This window comes from Kribbella koreensis (assembly GCF_039525325.1).
GTDB lineage: Bacteria > Actinomycetota > Actinomycetes > Propionibacteriales > Kribbellaceae > Kribbella > Kribbella koreensis.
In genome coordinates, this window is the sequence record NZ_BAAAHK010000005.1 from 11,959 (window position 1) to 25,013 (window position 13,055).

13 protein-coding genes are annotated in these 13,055 nt (G+C 68.3%); 2 read left to right on the plus strand and 11 right to left on the minus strand.

What is annotated here, in order from left to right; all coding sequences use genetic code 11:
• Nucleotides 1-15: 15 nt before the first annotated feature.
• From ABD116_RS11090 to ABD116_RS11110, 5 genes are all read right to left on the minus strand, one after another.
• Entirely contained in the window at nucleotides 16-978 is a 963-nt protein-coding gene (locus tag ABD116_RS11090) for an ABC transporter substrate-binding protein (RefSeq protein WP_343967720.1), read from the minus strand.
• Nucleotides 975-2,936: an ABC transporter permease subunit gene (locus tag ABD116_RS11095; protein ID WP_343967722.1), complete on the minus strand. Its 1,962-nt coding sequence runs from the start codon at nucleotides 2,934-2,936 to the stop codon at nucleotides 975-977. Before ABD116_RS11095 ends, ABD116_RS11090 begins: the two co-directional genes overlap by 4 nt.
• A gap of 1 nt (nucleotide 2,937) precedes the next feature.
• Nucleotides 2,938-4,020 (minus strand): quaternary amine ABC transporter ATP-binding protein, encoded by a 1,083-nt coding sequence (locus tag ABD116_RS11100; protein WP_343967723.1) that lies wholly within the window; start codon nucleotides 4,018-4,020, stop codon nucleotides 2,938-2,940.
• A 171-nt stretch (nucleotides 4,021-4,191) separates the two neighbouring features.
• On the minus strand, nucleotides 4,192-4,650 hold the full coding sequence (locus ABD116_RS11105; RefSeq protein WP_343967725.1) for a group II truncated hemoglobin: 459 nt from the start codon (nucleotides 4,648-4,650) through the stop codon (nucleotides 4,192-4,194).
• 4 nt (nucleotides 4,651-4,654) lie between these two features.
• Nucleotides 4,655-5,581 carry an aminoglycoside phosphotransferase family protein gene (locus ABD116_RS11110; RefSeq protein ID WP_343967727.1) on the minus strand — a complete coding sequence of 309 codons (927 nt, stop codon included), beginning with the start codon at nucleotides 5,579-5,581 and terminating at the stop codon, nucleotides 4,655-4,657.
• Nucleotides 5,582-5,629: 48 nt separating this feature from the next.
• Here ABD116_RS11110 and ABD116_RS11115 point away from each other — a divergent pair, with 48 nt between their 5' ends.
• Complete coding sequence (locus ABD116_RS11115; protein ID WP_343967729.1) at nucleotides 5,630-6,382, plus strand: hypothetical protein; 753 nt, start codon at nucleotides 5,630-5,632, stop codon at nucleotides 6,380-6,382.
• Nucleotides 6,383-6,519: 137 nt separating this feature from the next.
• Here the strand turns inward: ABD116_RS11115 and ABD116_RS11120 are convergent, their stop codons facing one another.
• From ABD116_RS11120 to ABD116_RS11135, 4 genes are all read right to left on the minus strand, one after another.
• On the minus strand, nucleotides 6,520-7,218 hold the full coding sequence (locus ABD116_RS11120; RefSeq protein ID WP_425552077.1) for an NADPH-dependent F420 reductase: 699 nt from the start codon (nucleotides 7,216-7,218) through the stop codon (nucleotides 6,520-6,522).
• 31 nt (nucleotides 7,219-7,249) lie between these two features.
• Nucleotides 7,250-8,080 carry a siderophore-interacting protein gene (locus ABD116_RS11125; protein WP_343967733.1) on the minus strand — a complete coding sequence of 277 codons (831 nt, stop codon included), beginning with the start codon at nucleotides 8,078-8,080 and terminating at the stop codon, nucleotides 7,250-7,252.
• Nucleotides 8,081-8,159: 79 nt separating this feature from the next.
• Nucleotides 8,160-9,221, minus strand: a complete 1,062-nt coding sequence (locus tag ABD116_RS11130) for a hypothetical protein (protein ID WP_343967735.1) — start codon at nucleotides 9,219-9,221, stop codon at nucleotides 8,160-8,162.
• Nucleotides 9,221-10,288, minus strand: a complete 1,068-nt coding sequence (locus ABD116_RS11135) for a hypothetical protein (RefSeq protein WP_343967737.1) — start codon at nucleotides 10,286-10,288, stop codon at nucleotides 9,221-9,223. The genes ABD116_RS11130 and ABD116_RS11135 overlap by 1 nt, the downstream gene beginning before the upstream one ends.
• Before the next feature lie 205 nt (nucleotides 10,289-10,493).
• On the opposite strand from ABD116_RS11135, the gene ABD116_RS11140 reads away from it, so the two are divergent.
• On the plus strand, nucleotides 10,494-11,816 hold the full coding sequence (locus tag ABD116_RS11140; RefSeq protein WP_343967740.1) for an ATP-binding protein: 1,323 nt from the start codon (nucleotides 10,494-10,496) through the stop codon (nucleotides 11,814-11,816).
• On the opposite strand, the gene ABD116_RS11145 is transcribed toward ABD116_RS11140, so the two are convergent.
• Together ABD116_RS11145 and ABD116_RS11150 are read right to left on the minus strand one after the other, a co-directional pair.
• Nucleotides 11,817-12,563, minus strand: coding sequence for a cation diffusion facilitator family transporter (locus tag ABD116_RS11145; protein ID WP_343967742.1), 747 nt, complete (start codon nucleotides 12,561-12,563; stop codon nucleotides 11,817-11,819). It lies immediately after the preceding gene.
• Nucleotides 12,560-12,904, minus strand: coding sequence for an ArsR/SmtB family transcription factor (locus ABD116_RS11150; protein WP_425552078.1), 345 nt, complete (start codon nucleotides 12,902-12,904; stop codon nucleotides 12,560-12,562). The genes ABD116_RS11145 and ABD116_RS11150 overlap by 4 nt, the downstream gene beginning before the upstream one ends.
• Nucleotides 12,905-13,055 lie beyond the last annotated feature (151 nt).

Consider the following 13,055-nt stretch of genomic DNA (forward strand, 5'->3'; position numbering starts at 1 on the left):
GAAGGAAAGCGGAGACTACTTACCCAGCCAGGCGTCGACCTTCGACTGGTTGTCCTTGACCCACTTCTCGGCCGCCGCGTCCGGGGTCAGCTTGTCCTCGGCGATGTACTTCGCCACCACGTTCTGGTCGTCGTTGGTCCAGCTGAACTTCTTCACCAGCTCGTACGCCGGGCTGCCCGAGTCGGCGAACTTCTTCGAGACGATCTTGTCCAGGTCGTACGGCGGGTAGTCGCAGGCGACCTTCGCCGGAACCGCGTCACACCCGGCCTTGTACGCCGGCAGGTTGATCTTCACCAGCTTGACCTCGTTGAAGAACCACTGCGGCTCGTAGAAGTAGGCGAGCAGCGGCTTCTTGTTCTTCTCGGCGTCGCGGAAGGCCTGGATCAGCGCGGTCTCGCTGCCGCTCTGGACCACCTTGTAGTCGAGGTTCAGGTTCTTCACCAGCGCCTCGTCGTTCGTCACGTACGACGGATCGCCGTCCAGCAACTGGCCCTTGCCGCCGGACTCCGAGGTCTTGAACAGGTCGGCGTACTTGTTCAGGTTCTTCGAGTCGGTGATGTCGGGGTACTTGGCCGCCATCCACGGCGGCACGTACCAGCCGATCACGCCTTTGACCCCGGTGGACCCGGCCTCGACCGCGACCTTGTCGGTCTCGATGTACTTCTTCTTCAGGTCCTCGTGCCCCCAGTTCTCCAGGTTCACGTCGACCTCGCCGGTGCTGAACCCCTGCCAGGCGATCTCTTCCTTGAGGTTCTTCTTCACCACCTTGCAGCCGAGTTCCTTGGTCGCGACGTACGCGACGACGGCCGCGTTCGCCTCGTACCCGACCCACGGGCTGACGGTCAGGTTGAAGGTGCCGCACTCCTTGCCACTGCTGCCGGCGGCCGGCTTGTCCGATCCGACCTTCGCACCGCCACAGGCAGTCAGGGCCAGCGCCAAGGCGGTCAGCACTCCAGCGGTACGGAGCTTGTTGGTCACCACAGGTTGTCTCCTCTAGATCTTCCCTTGTACTTCCGGGTCCGCCGGGCCGCAGCCTGCGTGATCCGGTCGAGCATCACGCCGAGCAGCACGATAGCCAGCCCGGCGGCGAGTCCCTTGCCGTACAGCTCGCTCTGGGCGAAACCGGCGGCGACGTCGTACCCGAGTGCGCCGGCGCCGACGAGACCGCCGACGACGACCATCGAGAGCACGTAGATCAGGCCCTGGTTGACCGCCAGCGTGATCGCCCGGCGGGCCACCGGCAACTGCACCTTGCTGATCACCTGCCACGTGCTCGACCCGACCGAGTTGGCCGCCTCGACCGTCGCGACCGGCACCGCGCGGATGCCATCGGCAACGATCTTGGTGGTGACCGGTACGGCGAAGACCACGGCCGCCGCGATCGCGGTGAACCGGCTGGTCCCGAACAGCGCCAGGAAAGGTACGAGGTAAACGAACGGCGGCATCGTCTGGCCGGCGTCCAGCACAGGCCGCAGCCAGCTGTCCGCACGGTGATTACGCCCCGTCCACACCCCGAGCACGAGCCCGACGGCAACGACCACGACGGTCGCGAGCAGCGTCGACGCCAGCGTCACCATGCTGTCGTGCCACACCCCGGTCGCCACCAGCAGACCCAGGCACACAGCAGCCGGTACTGCGCCCCGCCAGCTCCCCAGCAACGCGGCCAGCGCGACGACAATCGCCGCCACGAGCCACCAGGGCGACTCAGTGAGCAACCCCTCGAACGGGTTGAGCACGCCCTTCGTCACCGCGTCGCGGACCCCGTACGTGAACCCGCCGAAGACGTCCTGCACCCAGGTGGTCACGTCGGTCGCCGCGACCGCGATCTTCGAGCCGACATTCGCACCGGTCGGGAACTCGGCCGCCCACACGTAGGTACGCGAGAACCAGACCGCCACCAACACAGCCGCTGCGCCGGCGCCGAGCAGCACCTTGCGCCGCAGGCTCGCGGTACGCCATGGCCGGTCGCCGGCCGCCGTGGTCACCCGGTCGAGCACGATGGCCAGTACGACGATCGCCAGCCCGGCGTTGAACGCGACCCCGACGTCGAGCGTCTGCAGCGCCTTCAGCACCGTCTGGCCGAGGCCGGGCGCGTCGATCAGCGCGGCCACCGTCACCATCGACAGCGCGGCCATGATCGTCTGGTTGATGCCGACGACGACCGTGCTGCGCGACATCGGCAGCAGCACCTTGACCAGCGTCTGCCCGCCCGACGAGCCGAGCGAGCGCGCCGCCTCGACACTCTCGCGCGGCACCGAGCGGATCGCGTGCGCGGTCAGCCGGACCACCGGCGGCGCGGCGTAGATCAGCGTCGCGATCGTCGCGGCGGCCGGGCCGATCGCGAAGAAGAGGGTCAGCGGCGCGAGGTACACGAAGGTCGGCAGGGTCTGCATCAGGTCGAGGATCAGCGTCGCGACCTTGAACACCCGATTCGACAGGCCTGCCCAGATACCGAGCGGGATGCCGACCAGCAGCGCGAGCAGTACGGCGGCGATGGTCAGCGAGAGCGTGTCCATGCTCTCCTGCCACAACCCCTGCAGCCCGAGGAAGGTCAGCCCGCCCGCGGTCAGCAGCGCGACTTTCCAGTTGCCGAAGGCCCAGGCCAGGTACGCCGAAACAGCCACGACCCCCAGCCACCCGATGACCGGCACGGGCCGCCCGTACGACGGTTGCGAGATGACCGCCTGCAGCAGGATGACGAGTTGGTCGACGGCGACCCGGATCCCGTCGAGGACCGCGTTGCCGCTGCCCATGAAGTCGCGGTGCTCGGTCAGCCAGCGGTGCAGCCCGGTCGTCTCCTGCCCGCCGAGCGCCAGCGTGTTGATGCCCTTGAGCACGAACCAGGCGGCGACCCAGACGACCAGCAGCACCCCGACGATGACAGAGCGCCGGGGCCGTTTGACCTCGATGTGAACCGAGCCGGTGATGGAGGCCATGTCAGGCGCGCGCGGGTGAGGAGTGAGTTTCCCGGTCCGCGACGACGGTCAGGATCTCCTCGTCGCCGATCACGCCGAGCAACTGCCCGTCGGCGACCACCTTGACCGGGAGCGAGGACTCGAGCACCTGCCGGGTCGCCTCGCGGACCAGGACGTCCGGGCCCAGCTCCAGCGCGGACAGCTCCTCGTCCGGACGCGGCTGGCGGACGATCCAGCGCAGGGTGAGGACGTCGGCCCGCGGGATGTCGCGGACGAAGTCGCGCACGTAGTCGTCGGCCGGCGCCCCGACGAGCTCGTCGCCGGTGCCGAGCTGGACCGCTTCGCCGTCGCGCATCAGCAGGATCCGGTCGCCGAGCTTCAGCGCCTCGTTCAGGTCGTGGGTGATGAAGACCATCGTCTTGCCGACCTCGCGGTGCAGCCGGACGACCTCGGTCTGCATCTCCCGGCGGATCAGCGGGTCGAGCGCGGAGAACGGCTCGTCGAAGAGCAGGACGTCCGGGTCGCAGGCGAGCGCGCGGGCCAGGCCGACGCGCTGCTGCATGCCGCCGGAGAGCTGTTCGGGGTACAGGTTCTCGTTGCCGCGGAGGCCGACCAGGTCGATGACCTCCTGGGCGCGGCGCTTGCGGTCCGGCTTGCTCTCGCCGCGGACCTCGAGCCCGTACGAGACGTTGTCGATCACCTTGCGGTGCGGGAGCAGGCCGAAGTGCTGGAAGACCATCGAGAACTTGCTCCGGCGCAGCGTCCGCAGCCGCTTCTCGTCGGCGGCGCGCAGGTCCTCGCCCTCGAAGAAGATGCTGCCGGCGGTCGGCTCGATCAGCCGGGTCAGGCAGCGGACCAGCGTCGACTTGCCGGAGCCCGACAGGCCCATCACGACGAACACCTCACCAGGGGCGACGTCGAAGCTCAGGTCGCGGACGGCCGCCGTACAGCCGGTCCGGTCGAGCAGCTGGGCGCGACTGAGCGCCGCCAGCTCCGGCCGGCGGGGCACCCGGGCCGCCTTCGGCCCGAACACCTTCCACAGACCCTGGATCGACAGCAGCGCCTCGCTGTCCTGCAAGTCGGGGTACTCGAGCTGAGCGGTCACTATGGTTCACCCTCGCATCCCGGCCACCGGGTTCGTCGTGAACCGCCGACAATATCGAAGCCCTGGTTCCCGGTTTCCCCCGACGGGTGTCTGACACTGCAACCTTTACCAGGTCTTACCCCGGCGTCACTGCGGCGAAAGCCTCTCGCGGCACCGGTTATGTCACAACTATCACGGCTGGTACGGCGGTGCTTCACCCCAACCCCAGTGTGGGACCGGGGCCTTCGGGGGCGGGGTTGCGCCGGGCTGCGAGTTGGCTAGAGCGATGCGGGTGCCCCACTCGATGTATGCGACGAAGGCCGAGCGGAACTCCGGGTCGCTGGGAAGGCCGGCCGGGTCGGCGCTGGCGGCGATCAGGGCAGCCCAGCGGGAGCGCTGCTCCTCGGTCAGACCGAGATTCAGGTGGTGGCCGAGCATCGCGGAGTAGCCACCGAGCTCGTCGGTGTAACGGCTCGGGCCGCCGAACACCTCGCCGAGCCAGATCGCTACGTGCTCCTTGTGCTGGTCGCTCATGTGCGCGAAGACGGGGGCGAGGATCGGATCCTTCGCCACCTCGTCGTAGAACACGTCGGTCAGCCGGCGGAACGCCTCCGCGCCGCCTGCCCACTCATACACAGTTGGTGTAGTCATGTAACTATGTAATCAGGTTGGCAGGGTCAAGGGCTCTGGCGATCTCCAGCTGGTGCGGATCGATCTCGTCCTCGCGCTCGTCCTCGGGTCCGTCGAGGCCCCAGAGCACGTTCTGCAGGATCCGGACCCTCGTCCAGCCGACCGCCCGCTCGCGGTCGATGCCGGTGACGTCGAGCATCAGGTCGAAGCGCCGGTGGATCGCCCGGTGGAGGTCACCGGTGGCTACCAGGTCGTCCCAGCGGTTGTGCAGGACGGGCAGGACCTCGAAGCCCGGGTCGCCGGCCAGCGGCTTCGGATCGATCACCAGCCAGGGTTTGCGGTGGGCGGCGAGCACGTTCTCGTAGTGGAGGTCCCAGTGGAGGAGTCGGTCGCCTGGGTCCTGCACCAATTCGGCGGCTTGTGCGGCGTACCGGCGTACGAGCGACTGTTGGTCGGGGTCGGCCAGGCGCGGGATCAGTCGGGTCGCGTCGGCGAGCATCTCGGTGACGATGTCGTCGAGTCGTCGCAGACCGGGTGGAGCCGGTACTACGGACAGCCGGGCTAGCAGCTCGGCCAGGATCCTCGTCGCCTCGATGTCGTCGGGGACGTCGGCGAGCGAACGCGGTTCGAGTCGCTCGAGGAGGATCGTGGCGGTCGCCGGGTCGTCGTCGAGGACCTCGACGACGTCGTCGGTGCTCCAGGTCTTGAGGCCGAGGGCCTCGCCCTTGTTCTCGTCGGTGAAGGGCTGGAGCTTGAGCATCGCCGGGGTTGCGTCGGCTGTCCGGACGACCGGCAGGACGATCGAGGCCATTCCGTGCAGCGGCTTGCCGTCGAGGCGAAGGTTCCAGCGGTCGAGGTACTCCGCGGCCAGCGCGGGCGCGGCGTCGAGCCACGGCAGCTGGTCGGAGAGCGTCTTGAACAGCGGGGCCGGTACTTCGAAGAGCGCGGTCATCCCCGGCAACTTTAGGCGTCTGGCGTCCGCTGTGCTTGGGTTTTCCAGGTGAGCTCACTGGAGGCAAGGCAGCGGCAGGCGCAACGGGTCGTGTCGTTCATCTACGTCGGCATCCCGCTGATCTTCCTCGCGCTGGTCCTGTGGGTCAGCGCCGCCTCCGATGAGGGTCCGGCGAAGTGGGCGGCGGCGCCGGTTCCGGTCGCGGTGCTCGCCGCTGGATGGCGGTGGCGGGCGAAGAGCCGGTATCGCCCCGTGCGGTGGCCCCGGGCCGGATTCCTGCTCGGTGGGGTGGCGGCGCTGCTGACGGCGTTCGACGCGAAGGTGCTCGGCGCCGACGGGCTGACAGCGTGGGCACTGCCCATCACGGTCGCCGGTGCCATCGTCGGTACGGGCTTCGGGCGGTACGGGTTCCGGGTTCTGATGATGCCGGCGATTCCGGAGCTGGCGGATTCGGAGTACGAGCTGAGCTTCCGGATGCGCGGGCTGACCCGGCTGCGGATGTCGATCGGCGCCGAGCAGGTCACCTTGCACGAGCAGATGGTGTTGCAGACGCTCGACGGGGAGAGCACGGTACGGGAGAAGTCCTACCCGCTCACCGCGCTGACGGGCGTGTACGCGGTGACGCTGTCGGGCTCCGAGCGGCTCAAGTATCCGGTGGCGATGAAGCTCGCACCCGCGAGCAGCCCAGGCCCTGCGCTCATCTTGCAAGCGCAGGGCGAGGACTGGGTACTCCCGCAGAACGAGGCGCCGGCCATCGCCGAAATCCTCGAACGCCGCGTCGCCACCGCCCGCACGCTCTAACCCCCGCGGCCGCGCCGTGGGCGGGCGCCCGGTGGGCGGGCGCCCGGTGGGTGGGCGCCCGGTGGGTGGGCGCCCGGTGGGTGGGTGGGTGGTGGGTGGGGCAAGCCGGGTGCCCCGGCGCGGCGGGTGGTGCCGGGTCAGCCCTTGAAGGCGTCCTGGCGGTCGGGGGTTGCTTCGGCCAGGAGTTTGCGGACTCCGTCGGCGTCGGCGTCGGCTACGTAGACCGGGGAGCCGGGCTGCTGGCGCCAGGAGTCGGCGAGGGTGCCGGTGTCGACGGCGTCGAAGCCGAGTTCGTCGATCAGGCGGGACACCTTCTCCTTCGCCTGCTGGTCGTCGCCGGCCACCGGGAGCGCGATCCGGCCCGGCGTACCGGCTGGGACACCGTTCTCCAGCAAGTGCTGGGCCATGATGTTGTTGAAGGCCTTGACCACTGGCTGCCCGAGCTGCTGGGCGACCCAGCCGCTCTCGGTCAGCCCCTCGTCCTCGATGCCCGCGATCCGGCCGTCGCGCTGCGGGTAGTAGTTGCCTGTGTCAACGACCACGAACCCGTCGGCCGCACCGTCGAACAGCCCGGCCGGCAGCGCCGGCACCTTGCCCTCGGGAATCGTCACGACGACGAGCTCCGCGCCGTTGGCGGCCTCGCTCACCTCGACCGGGGTCGCGCCCGTCTCCGCGGCGAGGTCGCGCAGGGACTCGGGTCCGCGCGAGTTCGCCACCGAGACGTCATGGCCGAGGGCGCTCAGCCGCCGGGTCAGGGTGCCACCGATGTTGCCGCTGCCGATGATGCCGATCTTCACATCTGCTCCTCTGAAGTTGTCCCCCGAAGGCGACAACACCAGAGGAGCTTGGAATCATCCGGGCTGTTGATCAGTTGCCGGCCGCTTCGCGTTCCTTGCGGGCGGTGTCGGCCTTCTCGGCCTGCCAGCCGTCCTCGTTCTTGCCGAGCCGCCAGTACCCCGACAGCGAGACCTGGTCGCGCGCGAGACCACGCTCGCCGAAGAGATGCTTGCGCAACCGCAGTACGAAGCCGGCCTCGCCGTGCACGAACACCTGTACGTCGCCGGCCGGGAACTCCAGCGCCTCGACCAGCTCGACCAGGCCGTCACCGCGTTCGCCCGTCGCACCTGCCCGGTGCAGATAGGTCAGCTCGACCTCGCCGGAGCCGCTGAACTTCTGCTCCTCGGTCTCGTCCTCGACCTCGACGAACACCTTCGCGTGCGCGCCCGGCGGGAGACCCTCGATGGCAGCCCCGATCGCCGGCAACGCGCTCTCGTCGCCGACCAGCAGGTGCCAGGCGGCCGTCTCCTGCGGCGCGTACGCACCACCGGGACCGTTGAACCAGAGCTTGTCGCCGGGCTGAGCCGCCGCGGCCCACGGACCGGCGACACCCTCGTCACCGTGGTGGACGAAGTCGATCGTCAGTTCCTTGGTGGACTCGTCCCACGCGCGAACGGTGTAGGTCCGCATCGTCGGCCAGTGCTCGGACGGCAGCTTCTCCCGGACCTCGCCCATGTCGAGCGGTTCCGGATACTCCACGCCCGGCTGCAGGAAGAGGAGCTTGACGTAGTGGTCGGTGGTGCCGTTGTCGACGAACTCGTCGCAGCTCAGCACCACCCTGATCATGTGCGGGGTGACGCGCTCGGTCCTGAGGACGACCCCCAGCTTGGCGCGGCGGTTACGGGGTGCGGGGGTACTCACGCGAGCACGGTCCTCTCGACGGTCGGGCGGAATGAGTTAGGCATACCTAAGTTAGGCTAACTCACTCCGCCCAACGCCCTCAGGTCCCGCGGATCACGAAGGTCTTGCCGGCTCCGGCCTGGTAGTGCTGGAAGGTCGGCAGATACACCCGGTAAGTGAAGTTTCCGACGGACGGCGGCTGCGCCGTGAGCGTGATCCGGCCGCTCTGGCGAACCGTCGAGCTGCTGACCCCGCGCCATCCGGTGCTGTAGAGGCGCTGCAGCGTCACCGGGCGTGGCACCGGGAAGTACCCGCCTTTGACGGAGCCGTTGACGAGCACGACCTGGCCGGCGGGCGCACTCGGCTTCGCCGGCGCGGCTGAGACGATGCCCGGCCGGAGCGGGTAGAAGCGGAAGGCCAGTTGGTCCACGTACGGGCCGCGGACCCGGACGCAGTGGTTGACGTCTCCGCCGGCGCCCGGGAAGTTCGTGACGAGGAGGCCGGCCGTGTTGGTGTACTTGGATCCGGCGTCGTACTCGGCGCAGAGGTTGGACCGGACCACCTGCAGCAGGATGCGGGTCCCGTAGGCCTTGCCGGTCGCGGAGTCGTAGATCGCGGCCCTGACCTGGTACGCCGCGTTGAACGGCACCACCCGCGGCACCACCGAGACACCGATCTTCGGGATGTGGACGCCACGGATCGCGAGACTCGGCCCGGCGAACGGCGTCGGACCGGGCTTGCTGCCGTCGTCGCCGGTGTAGCTGTCTCCCTCGACCACGCCGCTGACCTTGAAGGTCCCATTGGCCGTCGACGGGACGTTGAGATTGCCGGTCCAGGTGCCGTTCTGCGCCGTACCGACGGTCCGCACCAGGTTGCCGGCGACGATCAGATTGATCGGCCCGACACCGCCCGAGCGCTCGAGGATGACGGCGAGCACCTTGTGGGCGGTCGGTGGGCTGCTGGGCGGATAGCTGGCCTTGAGCGTCACTGCGACCGGATACATGTTCATCCCCGAGACCGCGACCGACGTTCTCCCCAGCGTCACGCTGGTGACCGACAGGTCCGGGTCCGGGGGCATTGCTTGGGCCGCTGGTGCCGCGACCATCGTCGAGGCGATCACGGCGAGCGCCGCGATCACCACCCCAGTACTTCTGATGCGCATTAGATTCCCCTGATGACGAAGGTTTTGCTGACTCCGGCCTGGAATCTGTCGCAGGTCGGCAAGGACACCCGGTAGCTGACGTTTCCGGCGTACGGCGGTTGAGCGTTGACCGTGAACCGGCCGCTGGCGCGGACAGTTGCCGCGCTTACGCCGCGCCAGTGCGCCCCGGCGTACAGGCGTTGCAGGACGACCGGGCAGCCGGCCGGGGCGCCGCGCACCGAGCCGTTGACCGGGACGATCGTCCCGATCCCGGCGCTGGTCTTCGACGGCGTCGCGCTGACGATGCCGGGGCGGAGTACGAACCAGCCGGTCCCGAGGGTGTCGAAGTACTTGCCTCGCACCCGGACACAGGTCAGGTAGTCAGCGGCGGCGGCCGGGAAGGACGCCAGCAGGATGCCGGAGCGGTCGGTGTACTTCGAGCCGGCGTCGTACTCGATGCACAGGTTGTCGTTCTGGATCTGGAGCAGGATCCGGCTGGCGTAGGGCTTGCCGGTGGTGGAGTCGTAGATGGCGGCCTTCACCGTGAAGCCCGAGCCGAACGGCACCACCCGCGGGATCACCGAGACTCCGAGCTTCGGCTGGTGCAGTCCGGTGACCGCGATACTCGGGCCGTTGAAGGGCGTCTCACTGGTCATGCTGCCGTCCGAGCCGTCGAGGGTTGCGCCGGGGAGCACGCCGACCACGCGGAAGGTCCCGTTCGCGGTCGAGGGCACGTCGACCGTGCCGGTCCAGGTGCCGTTCTTCAGCGTTCCGGCCGTCCGGGTCAGGTGACCGGCGATCATCAGCGGGACCGCACCGATTCCAGCGGTTCGCTTCAGGAACACGTTGAGCAGCGTGCCGGCGTCGCTCGGGTCGTCGGAGTTGTAGCCCGCCTTGACCGTCACCGGCACGGCGACCCGGTTGAGGCCGGAGACGGCGACCGACGTCCGGCCGAGGACCACGTCCGTGACGGTCAGCTTCGGGTCCGGCGACTGCGCCACCTGGGGCGCGGCTCCGGCCGGGGCGGCCACCAGCATCGAGACCATTCCCGCTATTACCACGCAAAACCGCGCCGACCATCTGTTCATTTGCGCAGAATGACACGGAGATTGCAAAGTTCACAGGGCCTGGTGAATTATCCGGGCTGTTTCTTTTGGGAACAAATTGACCAGCTATTTGTCGCAACTTTTCCGGCGCGTGGCGCATCAAGTGTTCTGAGGGGTTCAACGGCGACCGCCCGGATGTTCATCTGGTGATCTCGTCCCGGCTGGTTGCGCGGCGTTGGGTGGGGGGATGAGTCGCGTCTTCGGCACGCCCCGGCGCCCGGCGTACATGGTGACCCGGACCGATCGGCTGGGCCGGCCGATCTCGCTCGACCGGCGGGAGCCCGAGGGCAATTCGGTGCTGTTCACCGGTGCACCTGGGATGGGTAAGAGCCTGGAGCTGGATCGAGCGCAGGCCTTCGCGCAACGCAACGGCTGGATCGCGGTGCGGGTCGACGCGTCGCCGCGGGAGCCGTTGGAGAACCGGTTCGTGCGCGCGGTCAGCGAGGACCTCGGCGGGCTTCGCAAACAGCACGGGTACTTCGCGCTGCGCAAGCTGAAGAAGACGCTTCGGGATCTGACCCAGCGCAGTCGCAGCGAGCAACGCGGGGCCGAACTCCGCTTCGGGGTCGCGCCCGTCCAGGCGGTGGTCAAGAAGCAATGGGAGGCGCCCGGCAAGGACGGGGTCGGCAGCACGCTCAATCAGCTCGCCGACAACCTGGGCGAGCTGGCCGCCAAGAAGGGTCAGCCGGTGATGCTGATGGTCGACAACCTCGACGTCGCGTCCGATCGGGATCTGGCGGCGTTGACGGAGTTGTCGGCGCATCTGGAGCGGCAGGGGCAGCGCGTTTATCTCGTGGGGGCGGGAGGCGAGATGGCTGCTACTCGGCTGATGGCTGCGTCGGGCGGGATGTCTGGGGTCGCTACTGGGGTGACGGGGCGTTTCGACGTACGGGAGTGTGGGCCGCTGAGTGCCGACGAGCTGCGGCCGAGCGTCACCGAGCCGTTGCGCCGGGCCGGAATCCCGTATCAGCCGGAGGCGGTGGAGCAGCTGCTCAAGTCGGCCAATGGCAATCCGAGCCGGTTGCGGGATTTGTCGGAGACGGCTTTGGAGTTCGCGCGGCCGCCGTACGGGATCACTGCTGACGTGGCGAAGGCGGCGACGGCTCGGGTGAACGATCAGGCTCGGGTGTTCTACCAGGCTGCTTGGAATTCCTGTTCGCCGGCGGAGAAGGATTTGCTGGCGAAGGTCGCCGTGCGGGGACCGCGGGGGTTGGCGATGCAGGGCGAGACGCAGGCAGCCGGGCCGGGCAAGTGGCAAGAGGTGGATGCGGCTCGGCAGGGGCTGGTCGCTCGCGGGATGGTGCGGGACAGCGGTTCACGGTTGTCGCTGGCTGATCCTGGTTTGCAGGACTGGGTCCAGACACGCGTCGGGCAGTCGGCTGCGCATGCTGGGGTTGCGTTGCCCGGTACGCCGGTACCCGCGATCACTCCTGCGCCCGGTCAGCACGTACCGGGCCGGGTCACCTCGACTCGACAGGTCGGCAACACGACGTTCCGGGTGAACGGATAGTCAGCAGCAGCCGTCTTCGCAGGCGTGGGCTCCTGCGTTGGTGGGGGCGCAGCAGCCTTTTCCTTGCCAGGCTTGGATTCCTTCGCGAAGGGCGATCGCGGCGATGACGAGGCCGGCGATCGGGTCCGCCCAGGACCAGCCGAGCGTCGCGTTGAGCACGAGGCCGACCAGGAGCACGGCTGACAGATAGGTGCAAAGCAGGGTTTGGGTGCCGTCGGCAACTACTGAGTTGGATTGCAGTGCTTTGCCGGTACGCCGTTGCGCGGCCGACAGCACCGGCATGACGATCAGCGACGCGATCGCCAACCCGATGCCGACGCCGGACGCGTCGGGCGCCGAACCGGTGACAAGGGACCGTACGGACTCGAACGACACGTAGAGCGCCAACCCGAAGAACGACAACGCGATCAGCCGCAACGCCCGGCGCTCCCGCGTCTCCGGCATCGGACTCCGGAACTGCCACAAGATGATCAGCCCGCTGGCCACCTCGACGATGGAGTCCAACCCGAACCCCACCAGCGCCACCGACCCGGACACGGTGCCGGCCGCGATAGCCACCGCAGCCTCAACCACGTTGTAGCCAACACTCGTCCCGGCCAGCATCTGTGCACGCCGCCCCAACCGCAGACGCCTGTCAACCTCCGCCGCCGACGGCTGCACCTTCTGCAGCGGACTGGTGAGCGGGAGGAGCCGTGGCTCACCGATGGCGATGGGGAGTTGGCGAGGGCTGTTTGTTGCTTCAGTCATCGGCACTCACCCGTCGCGTCGGGCCGGCAGCAGGCGGGGTCCACTGCCAGAACCACGTTGAGAAGTTGAGCGAGAGCGGTGCCGAGCGACGGATCGGCCAATTCGTACCGAGTCCGGCGTCCTTCGGGCTCCGCCACCACCAGCCCACACCCGCGCAGGCAAGCCAAATGATTGGACAGCGACTGCCGGCTGACCCCGATCCGCTCAGCCAGATCAGCCGGATAGCTGGCCCCTTCACTGAGAACAAGCATCACCTGAGTCCTGGTCGGATCCGACAACGCATGCCCGAACCGAGCCAACACCTCACCCCGACTGATCGTGTCCACACCCAGACAGTACATCAGATGATGTATTCACCGAAAGCTGTATCAACAAGCCCGAGCAAAACCCCACGCCGGCGGTCGCCGGGCCCTGTGTGGACCTGCAGGTGTTGCGGGGTGGCTGCCGTGTGTAGCAACTGGCGGCCTGGCTGTCATCGGCCCGCTGCGGGGT